The 23,263-nt window shown below is 44.9% G+C and carries 21 protein-coding genes; 14 read left to right on the top strand and 7 right to left on the bottom strand.

The window, feature by feature from the left end:
- Positions 1-64: 64 nt before the first annotated feature.
- Complete coding sequence (locus AC3AQ9_RS16700) at positions 65-814, top strand: ABC transporter ATP-binding protein (protein WP_488308621.1); 750 nt, start codon at positions 65-67, stop codon at positions 812-814.
- A complete protein-coding gene (locus AC3AQ9_RS16695; protein ID WP_488308620.1) occupies positions 798-1,997 on the top strand; it encodes an ABC transporter permease in 1,200 nt (399 codons plus the stop codon). Before AC3AQ9_RS16700 ends, AC3AQ9_RS16695 begins: the two co-directional genes overlap by 17 nt.
- A gap of 37 nt (positions 1,998-2,034) precedes the next feature.
- Here AC3AQ9_RS16695 and AC3AQ9_RS16690 read toward each other — a convergent pair whose 3' ends face one another.
- The 3 genes from AC3AQ9_RS16690 to AC3AQ9_RS16680 form a co-directional block, all read right to left on the bottom strand.
- A complete protein-coding gene (locus AC3AQ9_RS16690) occupies positions 2,035-3,201 on the bottom strand; it encodes an amidohydrolase (protein ID WP_488308619.1) in 1,167 nt (388 codons plus the stop codon).
- 74 nt (positions 3,202-3,275) lie between these two features.
- The gene (locus AC3AQ9_RS16685; RefSeq protein WP_488308618.1) at positions 3,276-4,268 is read right to left on the bottom strand and encodes a sodium:calcium antiporter; all 993 of its coding nucleotides are present in this window, start codon (positions 4,266-4,268) and stop codon (positions 3,276-3,278) included.
- 57 nt (positions 4,269-4,325) lie between these two features.
- Positions 4,326-4,835, bottom strand: coding sequence for an antibiotic biosynthesis monooxygenase family protein (locus tag AC3AQ9_RS16680; RefSeq protein WP_488308617.1), 510 nt, complete (start codon positions 4,833-4,835; stop codon positions 4,326-4,328).
- A gap of 204 nt (positions 4,836-5,039) precedes the next feature.
- Here AC3AQ9_RS16680 and hemE point away from each other — a divergent pair, with 204 nt between their 5' ends.
- From hemE to AC3AQ9_RS16660, 4 genes are read left to right on the top strand one after another with little or no spacing between them, the layout of a single operon-like run.
- Positions 5,040-6,086 carry a uroporphyrinogen decarboxylase gene (gene hemE, locus AC3AQ9_RS16675; RefSeq protein WP_488308616.1) on the top strand — a complete coding sequence of 349 codons (1,047 nt, stop codon included), beginning with the start codon at positions 5,040-5,042 and terminating at the stop codon, positions 6,084-6,086.
- Positions 6,087-6,130: 44 nt separating this feature from the next.
- Positions 6,131-7,051, top strand: coding sequence for a ferrochelatase (hemH, locus tag AC3AQ9_RS16670; protein ID WP_488308681.1), 921 nt, complete (start codon positions 6,131-6,133; stop codon positions 7,049-7,051).
- Positions 7,052-7,079: 28 nt separating this feature from the next.
- Complete coding sequence (gene hemY / locus AC3AQ9_RS16665) at positions 7,080-8,498, top strand: protoporphyrinogen oxidase (RefSeq protein ID WP_488308615.1); 1,419 nt, start codon at positions 7,080-7,082, stop codon at positions 8,496-8,498.
- Positions 8,499-8,512: 14 nt separating this feature from the next.
- A complete protein-coding gene (locus tag AC3AQ9_RS16660; protein WP_488308614.1) occupies positions 8,513-8,983 on the top strand; it encodes a FixH family protein in 471 nt (156 codons plus the stop codon).
- An 874-nt stretch (positions 8,984-9,857) separates the two neighbouring features.
- On the opposite strand, the gene yhfH is transcribed toward AC3AQ9_RS16660, so the two are convergent.
- Positions 9,858-9,983: a protein YhfH gene (gene yhfH, locus AC3AQ9_RS16655; RefSeq protein WP_300992006.1), complete on the bottom strand. Its 126-nt coding sequence runs from the start codon at positions 9,981-9,983 to the stop codon at positions 9,858-9,860.
- A gap of 141 nt (positions 9,984-10,124) precedes the next feature.
- On the opposite strand from yhfH, the gene lplA reads away from it, so the two are divergent.
- The 7 genes from lplA to AC3AQ9_RS16620 all read left to right on the top strand — a co-directional run bounded on the left by lplA (position 10,125) and on the right by AC3AQ9_RS16620 (position 19,400).
- Positions 10,125-11,117: a lipoate--protein ligase gene (gene lplA / locus AC3AQ9_RS16650; RefSeq protein WP_488308613.1), complete on the top strand. Its 993-nt coding sequence runs from the start codon at positions 10,125-10,127 to the stop codon at positions 11,115-11,117.
- A 73-nt stretch (positions 11,118-11,190) separates the two neighbouring features.
- Positions 11,191-11,895: a response regulator gene (locus AC3AQ9_RS16645; protein WP_488308612.1), complete on the top strand. Its 705-nt coding sequence runs from the start codon at positions 11,191-11,193 to the stop codon at positions 11,893-11,895.
- The gene (locus tag AC3AQ9_RS16640; RefSeq protein ID WP_488308611.1) at positions 11,895-12,998 is read left to right on the top strand and encodes a sensor histidine kinase; all 1,104 of its coding nucleotides are present in this window, start codon (positions 11,895-11,897) and stop codon (positions 12,996-12,998) included. Before AC3AQ9_RS16645 ends, AC3AQ9_RS16640 begins: the two co-directional genes overlap by 1 nt.
- Positions 12,901-13,674, top strand: a complete 774-nt coding sequence (locus AC3AQ9_RS16635; RefSeq protein WP_488308610.1) for an ABC transporter ATP-binding protein — start codon at positions 12,901-12,903, stop codon at positions 13,672-13,674. Before AC3AQ9_RS16640 ends, AC3AQ9_RS16635 begins: the two co-directional genes overlap by 98 nt.
- Positions 13,646-15,583, top strand: coding sequence for an FtsX-like permease family protein (locus AC3AQ9_RS16630; protein ID WP_488308609.1), 1,938 nt, complete (start codon positions 13,646-13,648; stop codon positions 15,581-15,583). Before AC3AQ9_RS16635 ends, AC3AQ9_RS16630 begins: the two co-directional genes overlap by 29 nt.
- Before the next feature lie 163 nt (positions 15,584-15,746).
- Positions 15,747-17,300 carry a fatty acid--CoA ligase family protein gene (locus AC3AQ9_RS16625; protein WP_488308608.1) on the top strand — a complete coding sequence of 518 codons (1,554 nt, stop codon included), beginning with the start codon at positions 15,747-15,749 and terminating at the stop codon, positions 17,298-17,300.
- A gap of 123 nt (positions 17,301-17,423) precedes the next feature.
- Positions 17,424-19,400 (top strand): S9 family peptidase, encoded by a 1,977-nt coding sequence (locus AC3AQ9_RS16620; RefSeq protein WP_488308607.1) that lies wholly within the window; start codon positions 17,424-17,426, stop codon positions 19,398-19,400.
- A gap of 78 nt (positions 19,401-19,478) precedes the next feature.
- On the opposite strand, the gene AC3AQ9_RS16615 is transcribed toward AC3AQ9_RS16620, so the two are convergent.
- From AC3AQ9_RS16615 to AC3AQ9_RS16605, 3 genes are all read right to left on the bottom strand, one after another.
- Positions 19,479-19,625: a hypothetical protein gene (locus tag AC3AQ9_RS16615; RefSeq protein ID WP_488308606.1), complete on the bottom strand. Its 147-nt coding sequence runs from the start codon at positions 19,623-19,625 to the stop codon at positions 19,479-19,481.
- A 374-nt stretch (positions 19,626-19,999) separates the two neighbouring features.
- A complete protein-coding gene (locus AC3AQ9_RS16610) occupies positions 20,000-20,362 on the bottom strand; it encodes a DUF5658 family protein (RefSeq protein WP_488308605.1) in 363 nt (120 codons plus the stop codon).
- Positions 20,363-20,759: 397 nt separating this feature from the next.
- Complete coding sequence (locus tag AC3AQ9_RS16605; protein WP_488308604.1) at positions 20,760-21,536, bottom strand: enoyl-CoA hydratase-related protein; 777 nt, start codon at positions 21,534-21,536, stop codon at positions 20,760-20,762.
- A 102-nt stretch (positions 21,537-21,638) separates the two neighbouring features.
- Between AC3AQ9_RS16605 and AC3AQ9_RS16600 the strand changes: the two genes are divergently transcribed.
- Positions 21,639-23,255, top strand: a complete 1,617-nt coding sequence (locus tag AC3AQ9_RS16600; RefSeq protein ID WP_488308603.1) for an ABC1 kinase family protein — start codon at positions 21,639-21,641, stop codon at positions 23,253-23,255.
- Positions 23,256-23,263 lie beyond the last annotated feature (8 nt).

Raw genomic sequence — 23,263 nt, 5'->3', positions numbered from 1 at the left:
TTGTTGGTAAAAGAAATCATCGGCCAGTTTTGATACAATAGTTTGAAAGAAAGAGGTGTTGAGATTGGCTATATTAGAAGTCCAGTCATTGACAGGCGGGTATACAAGAAAACCTGTACTGCAAGACGTGACGTTTTCGATCAATAAAGGAGAACTGGTCGGATTGATCGGATTAAATGGGGCAGGGAAGAGTACGACCATCAAGCATATCATTGGTTTAATGCAGCCACAGTCCGGAGAAATCCGCTTAAACGGCAAAACGTTCGAAGAAGACATGGATGCTTACCGGTCGCTGTTTACATACATCCCTGAAACACCAGTCCTATATGAAGAATTGACATTGCGTGAACATTTGGAACTGACCGCTATGGCGTACAATATCGATTCGGCTGCTTTTGAGAAGCGATCAGCAGAATTGCTCAAGGAATTCCGCATGGAAAAACGGCTGAGATGGTTCCCGTCGCATTTTTCAAAAGGCATGCGGCAAAAAGTGATGATCATGAGCGCGTTTCTGGTAAATCCGGCTCTTTACATCATCGACGAACCGTTTGTCGGACTGGACCCGCTCGGGATCAAGTCGCTGCTCGATCAAATGGAACAGCAAAAGAAAAAAGGGGCATCGGTCCTGATGTCGACTCATATCCTGTCGACAGCGGAACGCTATTGCGACCGCATCATCCTGCTGCATAATGGGCGCATCCGGGCGATGGGCACAATGAAAGATTTGCGAAAGGCGTTCAATATGCCGGATGCTTCATTGGATGATTTATATATTGCGATGACTGAGGATGCTGTCAATGAAGAACTTGCATGAAGTATGGTCAATACGGCTTCAAAAATATACCATTGAAGTCCAGAATTATTTAAAGTATATATTCACCGGACATATCGCCGTCGTCTTGCTTTTTGCTATTGGTGCAGCTGGCTATGCGTATAGTGAGTGGGTGCAGAATGTGCCGCCTGATTTTCCAGGCGCTTGGCTGCTCGCGGTTGTTTTCGGCTTGCTTTTGGCTTACAGCCCGCCGACTACATTATTGAAAGAAGCGGATATGGTTTATTTTCTGCCGCTAGAAAGCAAACTGGACCAATTTTTAAAGCCGGCATTAAAGTGGTCGTTCTTTTCCCAGCTATACTTGCCGGTAATTGCTTTTGTCGTTTCATTGCCTATGGTAAATGCTTTGTACGGCTTGCCTTCGTCGCTGCTCATCGGTTTTCCGATTTTAATATTGCTTTTGAAATGGTGGAACCTTCAAACGGAATTCGCTTTCCGAAAAGCGCACGCAGGGCATAAAGCCTGGACGGATCGTCTCGTCCGTTTTGCGCTTGTATTGATTTTTGTTTATCTCTATGTCAGCGGACAGATGCTGTTTGCCGTACTGGTCCTGTTTGCGATCATCATTTATGGCAGATGGATTCAGCAGCGAGCGGCAGGGAAGCCGTTTGCTTACGAGCATTTTATCGCTTTGGAAGAAAATCGCATGCTGCGTTTTTACCAGTTCGCCAATTATTTTACCGATGTCCCGCATATTAAAGGGAAAATCAAAGAACGAAACTGGCTGAATTGGGTTTACCGGTTTGTCAAAAGAGGACCGGAAAATGCGCATTATTATTTAATATGGCGGACGTTCATCCGCTCAGACGAATTGTTTTATTTATGGGTGCGGCTGACGGTTATTGCAATGGCAGGGTCTTGGCTCATTCCGTTTCCAATCGCAGTCGTGATTTTTTCGGCTGCGCTCGCTTTCGCATCAGCCATCCAAATTTGGCAGGGGCTGAACCAGACCCAGCATTTCAGGATGGATAATTTGTTCCCGCTTAAAAACTTCAGCAGGGAACGGGCAGTCAGAAAACTTGTCATTGTGATGCAAGTGCTGCAGGCTGTTTTAGTAGCCGCAGTGCTTTTGGCAGCTGGAGCTCCGCTAGTGGCTCTCGCTGCATCAGCAGCAGTATTGCTTGTTTCAGCTGTAACGCTGACTTTATCTAAGAATAAGAAATAATGAAAAGCCCCCGCAAATTGAATTGCGGGGGCTTTTCTTATTCATGGGCATTTAATGCAGCAGCTGCCAAGGTTTTAGCGGCTACAAGCATCGCCTCTTCTTTAAAATCGAATTTAGGATGGTGGTGAGGGTAAACATCGCCGTCCAGCATAGCGCCTGTGAAGAAGAACGTGCCTGGTACATGTTGCAAATAATAAGCGAAATCTTCTCCACCCATGCTTGGGGCACAATTGAAAACTTCCGTTACACCTGGAACGTTTGCTGCCACTTCTTTCAGATACATCGTTTCTTTTTCATGGTTAACGACTGCCGGATAACCGCGCATGAAGTTAAATTCGTACAAGCTGTCTGTTGCAATGCTTGTACCTTCGATAACCCGTTGCATTTCCTTCTCCATTAAAACCCGGTTATGTTCAGTGAAAGTACGGACAGTGCCGCCAAGAACGGCATTGTCGGCAATAATATTGTAAGGGTTTTGGGCGGCAAAGGAAGTGACGGATAAAACAGCTGACTCCAATGGATCTACACGGCGGGAAACCAATTGCTGTAAGTTAGTGACGAGCTGAGAACCAATAACGACAGCATCTTTTGTTTCATGCGGGTTGGCGCCATGTCCGCCGCGGCCTTGAATTTTTATTTCAAATGAATCCGCTGCAGCCATAATCGGTCCGATGCGGCAATCGATTCTGCCAAAAGGGGTGGTCGACCAGAGGTGGGTGCCAAAAATAAGGTCTACGCCGTCAAGCGCACCCGCTTCAATCATCGATTTAGCACCGCCTGGAGCCAATTCCTCCGCATGTTGATGAATCAGAACATAAGTGCCGCTAAGTTCTTTACGGAAAGTATGCAGAACTTTGCCAAGTATAAGCAGTGTGGCAGTGTGGCCATCGTGTCCACAGGCATGCATGACGCCTGGCACAGTGGATTTGTAAGGGACATCTTTTTGGTCTTGTATAGAGAGGGCATCAAAGTCGGCGCGCAAAGCGACAGTCTTTCCTGGTTTGCTGCCCCGGATTGTGGCGACCACTCCATTTCCACCAACACCGTGTTTTACTTCAACGCCAAGCTGCTCATAAAAATGGCGGATATAATAAGCTGTCTTTGTTTCCTTGAAAGATGGTTCCGGATGCATGTGAAGATGTCTTCGGATATCTACCATTTCTTCATAGCTTGAATCCAGTTCTTCATAAATTTTTTCTATCATTTCATAATACCCCTTTCAATAATCAGAATTATTTTGTTTAAATGATAGCACAAAAAAAAGGCGTTTAGCCTTTTTTAATAAGTGAAATTCAGATAAGAAGCAATGAAATAGATGAGGATTACTAACAGTGACGGCAGTCCATATTTAAAATTAGAAAGTGTTTTCTTCTGCCTTAGTGAATAAAGCACCAGCAAGGTCATAAAGAATACCCCAACTGCAATGATCAAATGTGAATTTGAAACGGCAGACATAATGGGTCCGTCTGTATAGACTGGATCTGAAAGCGCTAGGATGATCATATTAAAAACATTGCTTCCTAATGCAGCACCTACTGCCATATTTACATTGCCCAGGCGCAGTGCAATAAATATAGAAATGGCTTCCGGAAGGGAGGTGGTCGCAGCAATCAGGAAACTGCCAATAAAGCTAGAACCGATTCCGGTGATAACCGCAATTTGATCGCCTGTCACGGATAAAGCAGTACCGGCGCCGAGGATAATAGCAGCCGACACGATAAAACGGATAATTGCCGCATTGGCTGAAAGGGAAGCACTCGGATTAGCAGGTTCTGTTTGTGGTAGACCGGATTTGTCGGCAGGTTCAGGTTTTGGCAATTTATTGATTGCCAACATCCCCAAGATATACGCGATTGCAATGACCCAGGCGTCCAAACCAATTCCTAGAAAAGAAATATCAAGCCGCAGCCAAAGTGCCAAAATGACGAGAACGGTCAACAGGAGACCGAGCATCGCGGTATAGATATGGTCCCTTTCTGCTCTTTCCAATATCCGCCGCCGGCGCAGCAAAAAATCAAATGCGGCTAAGATAAATAGATTAAACAGGTTAGAGCCGATCATATTGCCGACCGCGATATCTGCGTTGCCTATGGCTGCTGCTGAGAAACTGGTTGAAATTTCTGGTAGGGAAGTGGCGCCAGCGAGCAGCAATGTACCGACCATCATGCCTCCCATGGATGTTTTTTCGCTTATGACATCAGCATATTGCGATAGTTTGACGGCTGCCAAAACTGTAACAATTGCAGCCAAGAAAAAATAAACAAAAGCCAAATTTTTTCCTCCCGTTAATATATGTATCAAGTCCCCTGAAAAGAGACTTGGCATGAATCATTCGTCTTCCGGTTTTGCTTTGTAGGTAGTGATGTAAGAAGCGCCGGAGAATATATTCGGCCGTTTTTCTCCAGCGTTATCCGCCGGTTTGGCATGTGCTTTAGAAAAGGCTTGTGATTCTTTCCATTTCTCAAAGAATGCCGGTGATTCCCATTCCGTTAATACTACATACGTATCCGAATCGCGTGGACGCAAGACACGAAAAGCGATATAGCCGGGTTCATTCTCAATGGCTCCTGCCCGATTTTTAAAGCGGTGTTCGAAAATTGGACGGCCTTCATCCGTTACCGGGATATTATTAAAGACAAAAAAACCTTTTTCTTTAAAAGTTCCAGTGCCATCTACGACTTCGTAACGGCGAGGTGTTTGGAAGATGGTCTTGCCTTCTGTTTCGTGGAGCAGCAAAGTGGTGTTTTCCCCCTGCATCAAAACCATGGTTTCATTTGGGTGTTTTTCACGCATTTTCTTCATATAGTCGTAAGTTCCAGTTGTCATATATAAATTCATCAAAATTCCTCCTTGAACAAGTCTTTACTATATACGATTCCCTCAAAACAATAGCTGAAACACAAAATGGCGAACCGGTGAAGGCATAAGAGTCTAATTTATGACATTTGTTTAAGGAAACTATACAATAGAAAGCGTAGCGTCTATAGTATATACGGATATAGACAGCATAAGATGAAACGATCTGAAGGGATGAATATTAAAATGACAGCATTTAATGATACTTTTTTGAAGGCGGCGCGTGGAGAGAAAGCCGATCACACACCTGTATGGTTTATGAGGCAAGCTGGCCGCTCTCAGCCGGAGTACCGAAAAATCAAAGAAAAATACTCGTTAGAAGAAATTACACATCAACCGGAACTTTGCGCTTATGTGACAAAGCTTCCTGTCGACCAATACAACGTGGATGCCGCTGTTCTGTATAAAGACATCGTAACTCCATTGCCGGCGATTGGCGTAGATGTGAAAATCAAATCGGGTATTGGCCCAGTTATCGACAATCCAATCCGGACAATGGCTGACATTGAACGGTTGGGTGAAATCAATCCTGAAAAAGATGTGGATTTTGTACTTGAAACAATCCGCATTTTGACGAAGGAACAATTGAATGTTCCGCTTATCGGCTTTTCAGGAGCGCCGTTTACGCTTGCGAGCTATATGATCGAAGGAGGACCATCGAAAAGCTATAACAAAACCAAAGCTATGATGGTGTCTCAGCCGGAAATGTGGTTTTTATTGATGGATAAGCTTGCTGATACGATCATCCCTTACGTAAAAGCACAAATCAAAGCGGGCGCGAAAATCATCCAGATTTTTGATTCATGGGTAGGCGCTTTGAATGTGGAAGATTATCGCATATTCATCAAGCCGGTAATGGAACGCATTTTCGCAGAACTTCGCACAGAAGGCGTACCGCTCATCATTTTCGGCGTTGGCGCAAGCCATTTGGCAAAAGAGTGGCACGACCTTCCAGTGGATGTAGTGGGCTTGGATTGGCGTCTGCCGATCTCTGAGGCACGTGCTATGGGATTGACAAAAACCCTGCAAGGGAACTTTGATCCTTCTTACTTGCTGGCGGATTGGCCAATCATCGAAAAACGGGCAAAAGCGATTTTGGATATGGGTCTGCAGCAAGATGGCTATATTTTTAATCTTGGACACGGGGTATTCCCGGAAGTACAGCCTGATACATTAAAGCGTTTAACTTCATTTGTACATGAATACAGCGCTGCCCATAAAGCACGCATCTAATTGAATGACAAATTTCCTTTGAGGTGATCAGATTGAAAAAGACAATGGGATTATTGGTAATGGCGTATGGTACGCCTTATGAAGAAGCGGATATCGAACGCTATTACACGCACATCCGGCATGGCCGCAAACCAAGCGAAGAAAGCCTGGAAGATTTGCGCAGCCGCTATAAAGCAATTGGTGGCCTTTCGCCGCTTGCAAAAATTACGCAAGATCAGGCGGAAGCACTTTGCAGCCGTTTAAATGAAGTTCAGGATGACATTGAATTTAAAGTCTATCTTGGCTTGAAGCACATTGAACCGTTTGTAGAAGACGGAGTTGAAGCAATGCAGCGTGACGGCATTACTGAAGCGGTTTCCATTGTATTGGCGCCTCATTTCTCTACATTTTCTGTGAAATCATATAATGGCCGGGCTGCAGAAGCAGCGGAAAAAGCGGGCATTTCATTAACATCAGTGGAAAGCTGGTACAAAGAGCCGAAGTTCATCCAGTACTGGAGCGAGAAAGTGAGTGAGGCTTTCACTGAAATGGCTGAAGAAGAGCGGGAAAAAGCATGCTTGATCGTTTCTGCGCATTCTTTGCCTGAAAAAATTATTGCAAATGGCGATCCATATCCAGAGCAGTTAAAAGAAACAGCAGCATTGATCTCAGAAGCTGCAGGTATTGCAAATGTGGAAGTCGGCTGGCAAAGTGCCGGACAAACTCCAGAACCTTGGATTGGTCCGGATGTCCAGGATTTGACGCGTGAATTATTCGTTCAAAAAGGATATACTTCTTTTGTTTACACACCAGTCGGCTTCGTGGCTGACCACTTGGAAGTGTTATTTGATAATGACTATGAGTGCAAAGTGGTATGCGACGAAATCGGAGCGACATACAGACGCCCGGAAATGCCAAACGTACAACCTTTATTTATCGATGGTTTGGCGGATGTAGTATTAAAGAAACTAGCTGAAAAAAACTAGAACTTAATTAGCGAAAGAGAGGCGAAACGTGACGGAACGAACGCGAAAAGTAGCAGTCGTGGGCGGAGGAATCACTGGTCTGTCTGCTGCTTACTATTTACAAAAACAAGCGAAAGAACAAAATATTTCGCTGGAAATTACGTTGATTGAAGCAACACATCGTTTAGGCGGTAAAATTCAGACGCTTCGAAAAGACGGCTTTGTGATAGAGCGTGGACCAGATTCGTTTCTCTCCCGGACAAATAGCATCAATCTGTTAGCTGAGGAATTGGGGATTGAAGACCAATTGATCGAAAGCGTAGCAGGGAAAACCTATGTCATGGTTGAAGATAAACTGCATCCCGTACCGGAAGGGTCCATTATGGGAGTGCCGACTGAACTTGGCCCGTTCCTAACTTCCAGTTTATATTCCTGGAGCGGCAAACTCCGTGCAGTGGGTGATTTGGTATTGCCTAAATCTCCTGCCGCAGCGGATCAGCCGGTTGGGCCATTCGTCCGGCGCCGTTTTGGTACAGAAGTTGTTGAAAACCTGATCGAACCGCTGTTTTCAGGATTTTTTTCAGGAGATATTGATCGATTGAGCATAAATGCCACATTTCCGGCATTCTATGAAATTGAACAGCAGCACCGCAGCTTGATCTTTGGAATGAAAAAAAACGGGGATATTCTGCCGGAAAAATTTACGACAGATAAACATGGTGTTTTTCAAACGTTTAAGAATGGTTTGGAAACACTAGTAGCAGCACTGGAAAAAGAACTTTCCAATAGCACTGTGTTAAAAGGCGTGAAAGTGGAAAGCATTAAAAATGATAACAATAAAGCCGTGCTGACATTAAATAATGATTCAAACTTAATTGCAGATGACGTAATTTTTGCACTTCCTCATGCAAAAGTTCAATCATTATTTGAACCGCATGGCTTATTGAAAGAGTTGAAGGAAATGCCGGCGACATCGGTTGCCACTGTATCTATGGCTTTTCCAGCTGAAGCGGTCAAACAGTATACAGATAACGCCATCGGTTTTGTGGTCGCGCGGAACAGCGATTTTGCAATTACGGCGTGTATTGCCTCTCATTGCAAATGGCCGTCGCAAACTCCGGACGGCAAAATGCTGTTTAAGGCGTTTATCGGCCGGGTCGGCGATGAAGCTGTTGTGGAATTATCAGACAAGGAAATTGAAAAAACAGTTATGGCGGATTTGAGAAAATCAATGGCCATTGAAACGGATCCCGAATTCACAATCGTTTCCCGATGGAATGAAGCCATGCCGCAGTACTTGGTAGGGCATCATGAACGTATTGAAAAAATGAGAAAAGAATTGGAAACAACTTTTCCCATGATTCAAATGATCGGAAGTTCATTTGAAGGTTATGGACTCCCGGGATGTGTAGATCAAGGCCTAGCCGCGGCGCACAAAGTTATTGAACGATGCCATTTGGAACAATAAAGTGGAGGTACGATATGAAGAAATTAATTTGGCTAGCATTGCCTATCTTGCTGCTCGCAGCATGTGGCAGTGATAAAGCCGATTCTGCAGGCGCAGGCAATTCGCTTGAAGAAATTGTAGTAGAAATCAATACGTCTGAAACTGCGGAAGTGGCAGAGGAAGTGGTGTTGTCTGCTTCAGTGACACAAGGCGATGAAACGGTAGAAGATGCTGATGAAGTCGTTTATGAAGTATGGCAATCCGGTCACCGTGACAGCGGAGAAATGATTGAAGCTGAACATACAGGAAATGGCGTATATGAAGCCGAGACGGTTTTTGAAGAAGAAGGCTTGTATTTCATGCAGGCCCATACCAGCGCACGCCGCTTGCATGTGATGCCGAAGCAGGAAATCACAGTAGGTGATCCAGATCCGGCTTCCATTGTGCCTGATGACAGCGAAGATTCAGAAGGCATGGACAAAATGGAAGACCATTCTGGACATTGAAGTAAATAGAGAGCCGGCTGCATTATGCAGCCGGCTTTTCAGCTTCTTGAGAAAGATAAAAATTCTATTGGTGATCATCCCTTAACCGATATTCCGCCAACCAGCTGCGCTTGCCGCGGGCGAGCGCCAAGCCGCTTCGTCGCTGCGCTCCTGTCTCTGCATCGCTGCGCTAGCTTCGAGACATGAAAAAGCGTTGCAGGGTCTCGGCTGTCTCGCTATCCCGCAGGCAAGACATTGGCCGACGCCTGCGAGGGCAAGCCTTTGCGACGAAGTGCGCAGCACTGCAGGAGCAGTACGATTTTCTCCGCTGGTTGGCTCCATATCTGGAGAGCAAGTACAAACATTCGAAAGCTTTCCAAAACAGTCACACTTTTAGAGAGTCTCTAAAGGTGACAAAAGAATGCTGAATGCAGCGGAAGGCGGCGACTTCTGCGGGAACAGTGCGAGTCCTGAGACCCCGCAGGGAGCATAGCGACTGAGGAGGCTTAGGGCCGCACCCCGCGAAAAGCGTCCGCCCTGGAGCGAAATGACAGAAGAACATACGAGTTTCTCGAAAGCCTGGAAAATCGGCTGCATAATGCAACCAGCTTTTGTTATTTTAGATGAACTATGAATTAATATGGTTTTCTCGGCACATTTCGGGGGGCATAAGGTGCTCTACAGTTTGGGTATCTTATTTGCGAAGCGATGCAGTAGACAGGTGCAATGCAGAAATCCAAGCCTTTGCCACATCCAAAACGGGGGAAGCAGTGTGGTAATGAATCATTCTTTGATGCATTTAAAATAGTACAGAAATTAATACAGCAAAGACCGTCTCCAAACAAAAATAAAAGAAGCGGACGCTGTCAGTCAGCGTCCGCTTCTTTATGGATTCTTATAGATTATTGCACGATTCACATTGGCTACCATAACATTCATGCTGTTCTTCGACTTTTTCTCCACAATTCGAGCATTGTTTCGGGGGCAGATTCTTGAAAAATTCTACTACGTTTTCAATCATTCTCTCCAGCTCCTTTGTTATAGTACTGTGATGGTTTATTGAATTGTATTATAACAGTTCAGATTCGTCAACCCTAAATCGTGAATTTTTTTAAATAATCCGTTAAACTATAGAGAGTATATATTTCAAAGGAGAGAAACTATGTATTTTGTAGATAATAAGGGCATTACTGATCCGCGCATCAACTTGGCAATAGAAGAGTACTTATTGAAAACGATGGATGTTGAAAAAGATCCGTTTTTACTGTTTTACATAAATGAACCTTCCATCATCATTGGAAAAAACCAGAACACCGCTGAAGAAATCAATACCGATTATGTTGATTCAAACGGTATTCATGTAGTTCGGCGCTTGTCAGGCGGCGGTGCGGTTTACCACGACCTTGGCAATTTGAATTACAGCTTTATCACGGTCGACGACGGCAACAGCTTCCGGAATTTCCGGAAATTCACGGAACCGGTAGTAAATGCTTTGCATAGTTTGGGCGTTAACGCAGAACTTTCAGGGCGCAACGATTTAATCGTGGAAGGACGCAAGATTTCAGGAAATGCCCAGTTCTCAACCCGGGGCCGAATGTTTAGCCATGGAACGCTAATGTTTGATACAGAAATTGATGCAGTGGTATCGGCATTAAAAGTCAGCAAAGAAAAAATCGAATCAAAAGGCATCAAGTCTATCCGCAGCCGTGTGGCCAACATTTCAGAGTTTTTGAAAGAGCCGATGACTGTTACGGAATTCCGTTCTGCCATTCTGGCATCATTGTTTGAAGGCGAAGATAACATCAAGTACTGGGAGCTTACAGACCAGGATTGGGAAAATATCCGCCAGCTTTCGAAAGAGCGTTATGGCAACTGGGATTGGAACTACGGCAAATCGCCTAAATTCAATGTGAAGCATTCTCATCGTTTCCCGGTTGGCGGCATAGATGTTCGCCTTCAAGTTGAAAACGGGGTCGTGCAGGATGCCAATATCTACGGCGACTTTTTCGGCGTCGGCGATGTATCTGAAATTGAACAAGCCATTACAGGCGTGAAATACGAACGGGCGTCGCTGGACGAAGCCATCAGCAATTTCGACATTCCAAAATATCTGGGCGGCATTACAAAAGAAGAGTTTTTAAAATTAATTTATTAAGAATTCATGAAGAGCCTGCTATTGAGCAGGCTCTTTTGTTAAAATGGAAAGAAACAGGAAAGGGGGAATCGATGTGGCAGCTCAACGGATTTTCATAGTGGAAGATGATTTGAAAATTGCGGCATTGCTGGCTGAAACTTTGCGCAAATACCATTACGAAGTGGAAACTGCGAAAGATTTTGACCGCATCCTCGATGAGTTTGAAGTATTTGATCCCCATATGGTTCTGCTCGATATAAACTTGCCTTCTTATGATGGGTATTATTGGTGCCGCCAGCTGCGCCAGATATCCACTTGCCCTATATTATTCATATCAGCCAGATCTGGTGAAATGGATCAGGTATTTGCTTTGGAAAATGGCGGAGATGATTTCATCACGAAACCTTTCCATTATGAAATCGTCCTTGCAAAAATAAGAAGCCATCTGCGCAGGGCCTACGGGGAATATGCACCAAAACAAGAAGAACGTTCTGTAAAAGCGGGGCGCATCTCTTTATTTCTTGAGCGAATGGAGCTTCACGTCAAATCCATTATTATTCCATTGCAAAAAAAAGAATGCACCATCATGGAATTGTTGTTGTCCCAATTTCCGAAAGTGGTGACACGAGAGCAGTTGCTCGAAGAATTATGGGATGATCAGGCTTTTGTTGACGAAAATACATTGAATGTAAATATGACACGCGTTCGAAAAAAATTGGCTGATTATGAAGTACTGTCGTCAATTGAAACAGTGCGCGGATCCGGATATCGTTTGCTGATCCATGAGGAGGAACTGTAATGTTCCGGTTATTCTTTAAAGAGCATGCAGCGTTTATTGTCTTTCAAGTCGTCTTAGTAGCTTTTATCATGGCGCTATACTGGCTGGATGGCTTTCGGAATCTGGATACAGCCATCTATTCTTTTGTAATTAGTACGCTATTGGTCAGCACTTTTTTGGCTGCCCGTTTTGTTAAGAGGTATCATTTCTACCGGAAAATTCTGGCCATCCCGGAAAATATGGAACATGCGATACAGCGGGAAGGAAGATCTCCTGAACAGCTTCAAAGTGAGAAATACTTACAGGAGCTGTACCGCCTTTACCAAAATGAAGCGCAGGCGCTTTACGCTACTCAAAAACGCCATTTGCAATTTATGAATCAATGGGTGCACCAGATGAAAACACCTTTATCCGTGATGCAATTATTGCTGCAGGAAGAAGGGGAACTCGATAAAAACAGCGTCCGGGAAGAAGTCGACCGGTTGAAGTCGGGGCTTGATACCGTATTGATGAATGCACGTCTTGATACATTTGAAGAAGATATGCAGATTGAACAGATTTCCTTGCGCAATATGGTGTCAGAAATCATAACTGAGAATAAGCGCTTGTTCATATCAAAGCGTGTTTATCCTGAAACCGATATGGCTGAGGACTGTACAGTGGCCACTGATCAAAAGTGGATGAAGTTTATTTTCGGCCAGCTTCTGACAAATGCTTTAAAATACACATTTGAACCGAATAAAAAAGTTTATATCCATACAGAATGTACGGATGGCCATGCTGTTTTAACTATTCGAGATGAAGGCATCGGCATTCCATCATCCGATTTGCCCCGTATCACAAAAGCTTTTTTTACCGGAGAGAATGGGCGCAAGACAGGGGAATCCACCGGTATGGGCTTATATTTGGCAAAAGAAGTGTGTGAAAAGCTTGGGCATAAATTGACCATTTCCTCAGTCCATGGACAGGGCACGACGGTATCGGTGTCGTTCTACAACCAAGACATACCAACAGGAGGAAAAGACGATGTCGTTATTGAAAATCGACGAAGTGACGAAAGTGTACGAGGGGAAAGTCACGCACCGGGCGCTGAATCAGTTGAGCTTCGAAGTGGAAAAAGGTGAGTTTCTCGCTGTTATGGGACCTTCCGGAAGTGGAAAAACGACCTTGCTGAATTTGATTTCAACCATCGATTCGCTGACTGCAGGAGAAATTCTGATTGACGGAGTTAATCCGCATCGTCTGGATAAGAATGACTTGGCGTTATTCAGAAGGCGCAAACTCGGTTTTGTTTTCCAGGATTTCAATTTGCTGCAAATGCTGACAGTTGAAGAAAATCTTGTTCTACCGCTGACACTCGATTATGTGCCAACCAATGAGATGGCGTTGCGGGTGCTGGAGCTTGCCAAACGGCTCGATTTGACTTCAATTCTGCATAAACGCCCCAACGAAATTTCAGGTGGAGAAGCACAGCGCACGGCAATCGGACGCGCCCTGATCCACAAACCTGCTATTATTTTGGCAGATGAACCAACCGGCAACCTGGATTCGAAAGCTTCCCGTGACGTGCTGGACTTGTTATCAAAAGTCAGTGCCAACGAAGGGGCGACCATCGTTATGGTTACACACGACCCTATCGCTGCCAGTTATTGTGATCGGGTATTGTTCATTAAAGATGGCGAATTTTTCAATGAAATATACGGTGATGAGCGCCGCCAGACGTTCTATCAAAGAATCTTGAATGTTCTATCCTTGCTTGGAGGAAATGTGAATGACCTTTCGGCAACTCGCTTACCATAACGTCCTTCGAAACCGGCGGAGCTATGCCGCTTTTTTTCTGGCCAGTGTTTTTTCCGTTATGGTGTTTTTTGTTTATTCTATGTTTATTTTTCATCCGCTTTTTAAAGAAGACGGACTACAGGAATTAGCCGTTCGCGGCATGTTCATCGCGGAAATTGTGTTATACGTATTTACGCTGTTTTTCTTGCTGTATTCCATGAGCGCCTTTTTACAGGCACGTTCTAAGGAATTTGGCATTCTAATGCATTTGGGGATGACCAAAAAACAATTGAACAAATTGATTTTCTTTGAGACGATCATTCTCGGCGCTGTCTCGACCATAGCAGGAATTGCTCTTGGTTTTGCCTTTTCCAAGTTCTTCTTTATGATTGGCCGTGAAATCATGGAGCTGGAGTCATTGCCGCTTTATCTGTCATGGAAGCCTTTTGCTTTGACTATTGGAGCTTTTGCCAGTTTGTTCATCATCATTTCTTTTATCAGTGTGGCGTTTATCCGGACCAAAGGAATCTTGGATTTGCTGCAGGGTTATTGGAAAACGGAAGAAGTAACAACTGTGTCAAAAGCATTGTCGGTACTTGGGATCGTCCTTCTTATCTGTACGTATTTTTTAGCTTCCATAGTTACTGATAAAACGGTTTATCAACTAGCGGTGATCATACCGCCGCTTGCTACACTTGGAACTTACTTGTTTTTTACCCATTCCATTCATTCGATGCTGAATATATACAAGCGGAAAAAAGGGGTTTACTGGCATAAGACTCGCCTGGTTTCTCTTGCTGAAGCTTCGGTGAAATTAAAAGATAGTGCCCAAATGTTTTTTATTGTGACGATTGTTTCAACAGTCGCTTTCTTGACGGTGGGGACATTGGCTTCATTTATGTCTTATACAGGAGATTTTCGTGAATCCAATCCATTAGGGCTGGTTTACATATCATTCCAGGGTAATGAAGCAGAGCAGGAGCATATAGCAGGATTGACTTCACAATTAGAAGAAAAGCAATTGGCATATGATTTAGTGCCCATCCCTATAAAACGGCAAACTTCAGCACTGACCGGGAATGACGTGGACATTGTACCAGCCTCACAATTTAACCGCTTGGCTTTTGCGCTCGATTTTGAGCCGGTTTACCCGGAAAGAGGAAAAGGGCTGTTTATCCCATACTCCAGAGAATCATTAAAAGAGCTGGAGAACCTCACTTCCCAGACTACTTTGGTGGAAAGTGGCATCTCGCTTTCAATCGATGAAGTTTACCAGCGAATTATGTTTCCGAACCATACGATGAATGTAAATAGCATTGTCGTTAATGATCAGGACTATGATGCGATAGATGAACCGTTGGCCGGCTATGCGCCGGGGGAATCGACTTTTACCTATTATGCTTTCGCTGTTCCCGAATGGGAAGAAACAGTAACGGTCGGTCAAGAGTTGACTGCGTTGATGCAGCAAGCAATAGCGACTGCGGATTTCAGCAATGTGAATTTTTTCTTTGAAAACCCTGGAGAAGATTATCGATGGTTCAAATCATCGTTTGCGATTCTGTTGTTTATCGGCGTGATGGTCGCGGCAGTATTTTTGCTGGCAGCGGGCAGTTTTATTTACTTCAAGCTCTATACAGGGCTTGAACGTGACCGGAAACAATACTTGCTGCTGGTCCGTCTTGGCATGACAGAAAAGGAACTTGGGAAAATTGTCAACCGGCAACTGATCCCTCAATTCTTTCTGCCTTGGGCAGTAGCGCTGCTCCATAGCACATTCGCTTTCATCTCGCTTCAAGTGGTGTGGGATGAGTTTGCCGAACTATCGATTTTGGGCGAAATGGTGCTCGTCTTGAGTGGTTTTACAGTGGCCCAAATCTTGTATTTCTTTTTAATACGCTGGCGTTACATCGCCCATCTGCAAGCATCGTAATTTTACGATGCTTTTTATGTTGTTGGGAAAGTCGGTATCCGGCCTTCTTCTCACAAACGGTGTAATATCATGAACGTTGTTGTATTGTCTGAACATTTATTTTATAATGAATACAAAGTAAATTATGAATGAGTATTCATTCAACACGAAAGAGGGATGGAAAATGAATTTGGGGAAACGTGTTCATGAAATTTCACAGCATCATCCAAGCAAAACCGCTTATCATTTTATGGGGAAAGATACATCGTATGAGGAGTTTGATCAATCAGTTGCTAAATTTGCAGAAGCAATGAAATCACTGGGCATCGAAAAAGGGGACCATGTCGCATTTCTATTAGGCAATACACCACATTTCCTGATTTCGTTGTATGCCACGATGCGGTTAGGAGCAACAGCTGTTCCGATTAACCCAATTTATGCACCTGATGAAATCGCTTACATATTGAAAGACAGTGATGCAAAAGCGGTCATTGCACTTGATGCGCTCTTGCCGCTCATAGAGAAAGCTCATCTGGCATTGCCGGCGGTTTCTTCTTTTGTCATCTGTGAGACTGTTCCGGAAACAGCAGCCAAATTAGCTGAATTGCCGGCAGATGTAAAAGCCAAAGTACATGCATTTTCAGAACTTATCCGCCAACCGGGTTCGTTTAATCAACCTGCCGATGTGCAGGCGGATGACAATGCAGTCATATTATATACATCCGGCACGACTGGAAAACCGAAAGGTGCCATGCTGACACATGAAAATCTTTATTCAAATGCTCGTGACGTAGGTGCCTATCTGGGTATGACGCCTGATGACCGAGTGGTTGCCACATTGCCGGTGTTCCATGTTTTTGCTTTAACAGTCGTAGTAAACGCTCCTCTCTTGCAAGGTGCTGCCATTATTTTGGTGCCGCGCTTCAATCCGAAGGAAGTTTTTGAGGCAATTAAATCACAAAAGGCAACGATTTTTGCAGGTGTGCCGACGATGTTCAATTTCATGCATCAGTTCCCGGAAGCTCAAACAGCTGATTTTGAATCGGTGCGCTTAGCCATTTCAGGAGGCTCTGCAATGCCGGTTGCTCTGCTTCACAGTTTTGAAGAAAAGTTTGCAGTCCGTGTTTCAGAAGGGTATGGTTTATCCGAAGCTTCACCGGTCACTTGCTTTAATCCAATTGACCGTGAGCGCAAAGCAGGCTCGATCGGGACGTCCATTCTCAATGTTGAGAATAAAGTCGTCAATGAACTCGGGGAAGAAGTAGCTGTTGGCGAAGTCGGTGAATTGATTGTCCGCGGTCCGAACGTGATGAAAGGCTATTACAAAATGCCGGAAGAAACCAATGCTGCTCTTCGTGATGGCTGGCTCTACACAGGAGACTTGGCCCGAATTGATGAAGAAGGATATTTCTATATCGTAGACCGCAAGAAAGACATGATTATTGTTGGCGGCTATAATGTGTACCCGCGTGAAGTCGAGGAAGTGCTGTTTGCACATCCAGGAGTCCTGGAAGCTGCCGTCGTTGGTTTGCCTGACCCGAACTTTGGGGAAGCAGTGCATGCTTATGTGGTGTTAAAAGATGCTTCAGTGACGATCGAAGATCTGAAAGCGTATTGCCTGAAACATTTGGCCAAATACAAAGTGCCAAGGCATTTTGAAATTTTGGAAGATTTGCCGAAAAACACAACCGGCAAAATTCTTCGCCGCTCTTTGAAAGAACAGGCGTTAAATAAATGATAGAATGGCTTCAGCGACAAATGCTGAAGCTTTTTTATTTGATTGAAAAAACTGATATTTATCCTTATACTAAAGAAACAAGTATTGCGAGTTTCGAAATAAATTTCACTAGGAGGACTTTCATTGGGCAAAAAAGCAGTAGAAATAAAAGACTTAACAAAATTAGTATCGGTGACCGATCCTCATATCTCACCGGATGGCACGAGAGCATTATTTATCCGGACTCATATGGATGAAGAAGAAAATACATACATTGCCCATCTATATCATCTTCATTTGGAAAGTGGGACGGTGACGCAATGGACATATGGCAAAGAGCGGGTTTCTGCTCCAGCGTGGTCAGCCGATGGCAATTATGTAGCATTTTTATCTACACGCGACGACAAAAATCAACTGTACGTAATGCCGTCAACGGGCGGGGAAGCGCGGGCAATGACCGATTTTGAAAAGGGAGTCGATGCTTTCCTGTGGGCACCATGCGGCAAAAAAATCTGGTTTAATGCGCTTGTTAAAGAAGGGAAGACTTTTGCAGACAAAGAAGAGAAAGATGAAAAGAAAAAGCCGGAACCGGTCTTTGTAACGAAGCTGAAGTATAAAATGGATGGCACAGGATTATTGCCGATGGACTTTCATCGCCATATCGGTGTAATTGATATTGATTCGAACGAGGTCGAACAAATTACAGAAGGCAGTTATCATTATGGACTGGAAGCAATTTCACACTACGGGGATAAACTGGTTTACGGTGTAACGCGTGAAGAAAATCTGGATTTCATTTTTCGCCAGCCGCTTTATCTGTACGAAATTGAAACAAAAAACGAAACTCCTATAGTGGAAGAAGAAGGCTATTTTGGTGGTGCTGCTTTTTCCCATGATGATTCGAAAATTGCTTTTATGGGAAGCACGCGCCAATTTGAAAATGCGACACATTCGAACATTTATATCTACGATGTCGCACAAGAATCTCTTTCCTGCTTGACAGAAGGCCTGGATGCTCCTGTAGGTGATTACGTCGTGGCAGATTTCCAGCAAGGGGCAAATGCTCCGGCAGTGGTGTGGACAAAAGATGATCATTTGTATTTTCAAGTTTCCGCCATGGGAGATGTGCGTCTATACTTTGCGTCGCTTGACGGCGCCGTTTACCCTGCATCTCCGGAGATGGAGCATGTTTATGGCTACGACATTTCAAAAGACGGTGTATTCGCTATAGCGGCAATCAGCACTCCGGTGAGTCCGGGAGAGTTGTATAAATTGACCATTGCCACAGGTGAACGCCAAGCATTGACGGAGTTCAATAAGGGTTATATAGAAGAAACTGAATTGATCGAGCCTGCTTCAATCATTGCAAAAGGAGATAAGGGCTGGGATGTACATGGCTGGCTCATGAAACCGCGCGGCTTTGAAGAAGGGGAGAAATACCCGCTTGTGGTCAATATCCATGGAGGGCCGCATGCCATGTATGCCAATACGTTTTTCCATGAGATGCAATTGCTTGCTGCACGCGGTTTCGGTGTGTTGTACGTCAACCCTCGCGGCAGCCATGGCTATAGCCAGGAATTTGTCGATGCGGTGCGCGGGGACTACGGCGGATCCGATTACCAGGACATCATCAAGTCGCTTGAAGGTATGATTGAAGAGCATAGCTGGATTGATGCAGAGCGACTTGGCGTTACGGGCGGCAGTTATGGCGGCTTTATGACGAATTGGATTGTCGGGCATACGGATCGTTTCAAAGCGGCTGCCACACAGCGTTCAATTTCCAACTGGGTGTCGTTTTTCGGAGTATCAGACATCGGCTATTATTTTAGCGACTGGCAACTGGGCGCTGATATGACCGATGTCAATAAGCTTTGGCAGCATTCGCCGTTGAAATACGCGGGAAATGTGAAAACGCCTTTACTGATTTTACATTCGGAAAACGATTACCGTTGCCCGATCGAGCAATCCGAACAGCTTTACGTGACATTGAAGAGCATGGGCAAAGAAACCGAGTTCGTGCGTTTCCCAGAAGCCGACCACAACTTGTCGCGTACGGGAAAACCGAATCTGCGCTTTGCGCGCCTCGAACAGATTACCGGTTGGATGGAGAAGTACTTATAAGAATTAAAATCTCAAGAACGCCCAACTTTTGTTGGGCGTAGACTGTAGACAAAGTGTACTTAAAATGAATAAGAAGGTCTAAACCCCAACCGGTCCGGCCACTTCGCTTTCCGTGGATACGGCCTCAGCCGCTTCACTCCCTGCGTTCGCTCCAGGGTCTTCAGCTCGAGCTGGTCCCACAGGAGTCTCGTGGCCAGACCGGTTGGGGGTGTCGCGTCGCTTCAAGGAATACCTTCAGAATGCCGCTTTTCCGATTAGTGAGGAAAAGCGGCATCCGCTGTTCACTTCACGCCAAGTTCCGCAGCGGAAACCGGCGAAAGGCAAAGATGTGCTCCTGCATCGCTGCGCTAGCTTCGTCGCAAACGAATCGTGCAAAATTACTTTTGCACCATTCGCTTCCTGCGGGGCAGCGTAGCGACGAAGTGCCGAAATCCACTCGGGCGAGAGTCCCGAGTTAGTTCGGCGCGAGCCCGCGGAAAGCGTCCGGTTGAAGCGCAGGAACCGAGGGAGGAACCTTGTTTTTGATCGTTATTCACTTGATTGAACGTATATTCTTTTTTCTACAAGCTAACGCCCAACTTCTGTTGGGCGTTCTGCTTTTATAGGACGCTATTCATCTGAACGATAAACATGAAGTTATAGGCTACGACAACAAAGGCAACCCAGCCTGCATGAAGAAATAAAACCAGGGAGTATAAAACATTAGCGGAAATTAGCAGGTAGAGCCAGTGGCGGGAGCGATTTGAGACGAATGGCGTAAAAAGCAAACTGAAAAGGCAAAGGGATAATAGAATCTTGATTGTTAAAATGAAGAAAGGAGAAAAAGAGCTTAATAAAGGGTTGCCTTCTGTTATATAACCAAACTTGATGCCGAAAAAAGTAAGGATTCCATCAAGAATATTCAAAATGCCCAAGGTCCAAATAGGGGTTTTTAAAGGAGTGTCTGACTTTGCCATTGCCATCTTTCACCTCCTGCGATTTTGAAACCAGCATAGCCTTAATTCTTTTTTGTCTTTTAGCGATGATTAATATAGAAATACCCATTTGCTTTACCATTTATACATACAAACGAACTATTAATTTTTTTTCGGATGCGAAAATGTTTTTTGCTTAGTCAATATATCCTGCTATTCCGTAAAGGTATTATAAACATAATTAAAGCCTTTTAATTCGTAAAAAGTTTTTTTGCATAAGAGCTTCAATGATCAGAAAATTTCTGGTGGATAGAAAAAGAAAGAGCGCTGTAAAGAATTGCTGCTTCTTTCTTGGAGTGGTTTGAAAAAATCGAAATGATCTCTTGGTGGGAAACAAAGCCAATCAAAAAAAGCCGTGCAGCTGCACGGCTTTTTTAATCCGAGATTATTTTCCTTTAAACATGGGTTTTCGTTTTTCGCTGAATGCCATCAATGCCTCAACCCGGTCCTCTGTCGGAATGGTCAGCTCGTAAGCTTTTCGTTCGATGTTCAGGCCGGTCTGTAAATCGGCGTTCATGCCATTTTTAATGGCAAATTTCGCTTGCTGCAAGGCAATTGGGCCGTTAGCCAGCATCATATCAGCAAACTGGGCGGTGACGTCGACCAGCTCGTTGCGCGGCGCTACTTTGGTGACGAGGCCGTAGTCCAGCGCTTCAGCCGGTTTTAATCGGCGTGCCGTCAAAATCAGTTCCATCGCTTTTGACTCGCCGATCAAACGCGGCAGCCGTTGTGTGCCTCCGGCTCCTGGAATAATAGCAAGGCTGGTTTCAGTCAAACCGAGCAGTGTATCGTCCGCGATGATACGGAAATCACAAGCAAGTGCCAACTCCATTCCACCGCCGAAGGCAAAACCATTAATCATGGCGATGGTCGGCTGCGGCAAGTTTTCAATTGTAGTAAAAACTTCCCCGATTTTAAAGATATTGCGTTTCACATGCTGTTCAGTCAATGTCTTGCGCTCTTTCAAGTCCGCTCCGACACTAAATGCCTTTTCTCCAGCGCCTGTAAAGATGACTACCCGGATATCCGGGTTAATCCGGATCGCTTCGACCACTTGGCCCAGTTCAGCCAGCATATCGTAGTTGAAGGCATTCATGGAATCCGGCCGGTTCAATGTGATAAAGGCCAAATTTCCATGCTGTTCATAATGAATTGTGTCCATTTCCATCCCCCTTTTAATCGTTCCATCCGTTAAAAACATACCACTTTTTGGACTATTCCGCCATCAGACTCTATAATTAAGCGCAGAGAGGGGTCTTTTTTTATGAACCGTATCGCTTTAATCCGCATTTATCGGATTGTTTATATGGCCATTAAATTTTACACGCAAGCGATGCTTTTCCAGCGCCGTCACCGCGGGAATTGGAATCCGCTTGTTGAGGAGAAGTGGGAAAAGCTTGTTACGAAGCAAGCGAAAAACTATAAGATTCTTGCCTTGAAGCTTGGCGGGCTTATGATTAAACTGGGGCAGTTTTTATCGACACGGGCGGATATTATGCCCCCTACCTTTCTTCAGGAACTTGAAGGTTTGACAGACCGGGTACCTTCGGTAGAGCGCAAAAAAATCGTTTCGGTTCTTGAAAAAGACTGGAACTCCCCATACTCCAGTTTTTTAACCGATTTATCGGATACTGCCGTGGCATCAGCCTCCATCGGGGAAGTTTACAAAGGCGTGCTAAAAGACGGAACGGAAGTGGCTGTAAAAGTCCAACGGCCGGGTACAGACCGTATTCTGCGTGCAGATTTTCAAGCGATGCGAATTGTTGTCTGGATGATGAAAACGTTCACGCCGCTGTCCAAACAAATCGACTTCCGGCAATTGTACCGGGAAATGACCGAAACAATCGGAGCAGAGCTGAACTTTTTGCAGGAACTTCAAAGCGGCCGTTCGTTTGCCGACCGTTTTAAAGAGATGGAAGGCATTCGTTTTCCGGTTTATTTTGACGATCTTTCAACGCGCCGCGTACTGGTAATGGAGTGGATTGAAGGCGCGCGCATCACCGACCTCGCTTTTATTGAGAAACATCATCTTGACCGCCATGCCATCGCAGAACGGTTATTCATTTTGTTTTTGGAACAGGTCCTTAATGGCGGCCAATTCCATGCCGATCCGCATGGCGGCAATATTTTGTTAAAACCGGACGGTACCATTGTGCTGATTGATTTCGGTATGACAGGAACTATTTCCAAATCAGATGCACAAGCAGTGTTGCGGATAGCTGAAGGCATCGTTTTCCAAAATTACGACCAAGTGCTGGATGCACTCGAAGAATTGCGTTTCCTCCTGCCGCATGCGGATCGGGATCTTTTAGCGGACACCATTGCGCGGCTGGTTGCGGCGTATCAGTCTAATGAATTGATGCAGATGGACAGTTTTGTGGTAGAGCGATTGCTCCGCGATATACAAGACATTGTCCGGACGCAGCCTGTACAGCTGCCTGCCGAATTTGCATTTTTCGGCCGGGCTACATCAATCTTTGTAGGCGTCCTCCATGTGCTGGACCCCGCTATTGATTTATTGGCGCTCGCCCGGCCGCGCATATTGGAATGGGCGGCATCTCAAAAAGAAGGCAAAAGAATTATCGGCAAAGAAGACGTGCTGCGCTGGGCAATCAATGCCACAGGGCCACTCCGTGTTTTGCCGCAAAAAATCATCAATTATCTCGAAGAGCCGGAACGGATGCGCCATTACTTGGAAAACCGGGATGGGCGGCAACGGGAACATCAGCGGGATCTGCAAAGCCGGATGTTCGCAGGAATTTTCACGATTCTATCGTTTATGGGCATATCGACAGCTGTCTGGTTTTCTCATGAAGCCTTTATGTGGGTGTCATCAATTTTCTTTGTCGGTTCGCTATGGGTTTACCGTTCCATTAAATAGTTTTGCCA

Source organism: Planococcus sp. VCh962 (genome assembly GCF_057748275.1).
The sequence above is the reverse complement of the archived record's forward strand: the minus strand, read 5'-3'. Positions and strand labels throughout refer to the sequence as shown.

What these genes read in the sequence shown, in the direction of transcription:
- AC3AQ9_RS16610 (WP_488308605.1), bottom strand. Translation starts at nt 20,362, where the DNA reads ATGGCAATGGCAAAGTCAGACACTCCTTTAAAAACCCCTATTTGGACC.
- AC3AQ9_RS16630 (WP_488308609.1), top strand. Translation starts at nt 13,646, where the DNA reads ATGACCTTTCGGCAACTCGCTTACCATAACGTCCTTCGAAACCGGCGG.
- AC3AQ9_RS16690 (WP_488308619.1), bottom strand. Translation starts at nt 3,201, where the DNA reads ATGATAGAAAAAATTTATGAAGAACTGGATTCAAGCTATGAAGAAATG.
- AC3AQ9_RS16625 (WP_488308608.1), top strand. Translation starts at nt 15,747, where the DNA reads ATGAATTTGGGGAAACGTGTTCATGAAATTTCACAGCATCATCCAAGC.
- AC3AQ9_RS16680 (WP_488308617.1), bottom strand. Translation starts at nt 4,835, where the DNA reads ATGAATTTATATATGACAACTGGAACTTACGACTATATGAAGAAAATG.
- AC3AQ9_RS16660 (WP_488308614.1), top strand. Translation starts at nt 8,513, where the DNA reads ATGAAGAAATTAATTTGGCTAGCATTGCCTATCTTGCTGCTCGCAGCA.
- yhfH (WP_300992006.1), bottom strand. Translation starts at nt 9,983, where the DNA reads ATGATTGAAAACGTAGTAGAATTTTTCAAGAATCTGCCCCCGAAACAA.
- AC3AQ9_RS16695 (WP_488308620.1), top strand. Translation starts at nt 798, where the DNA reads ATGAAGAACTTGCATGAAGTATGGTCAATACGGCTTCAAAAATATACC.
- hemH (WP_488308681.1), top strand. Translation starts at nt 6,131, where the DNA reads ATGGGATTATTGGTAATGGCGTATGGTACGCCTTATGAAGAAGCGGAT.
- AC3AQ9_RS16635 (WP_488308610.1), top strand. Translation starts at nt 12,901, where the DNA reads ATGTCGTTATTGAAAATCGACGAAGTGACGAAAGTGTACGAGGGGAAA.
- AC3AQ9_RS16605 (WP_488308604.1), bottom strand. Translation starts at nt 21,536, where the DNA reads ATGGACACAATTCATTATGAACAGCATGGAAATTTGGCCTTTATCACA.
- AC3AQ9_RS16640 (WP_488308611.1), top strand. Translation starts at nt 11,895, where the DNA reads ATGTTCCGGTTATTCTTTAAAGAGCATGCAGCGTTTATTGTCTTTCAA.
- AC3AQ9_RS16600 (WP_488308603.1), top strand. Translation starts at nt 21,639, where the DNA reads ATGAACCGTATCGCTTTAATCCGCATTTATCGGATTGTTTATATGGCC.
- hemE (WP_488308616.1), top strand. Translation starts at nt 5,040, where the DNA reads ATGACAGCATTTAATGATACTTTTTTGAAGGCGGCGCGTGGAGAGAAA.
- lplA (WP_488308613.1), top strand. Translation starts at nt 10,125, where the DNA reads ATGTATTTTGTAGATAATAAGGGCATTACTGATCCGCGCATCAACTTG.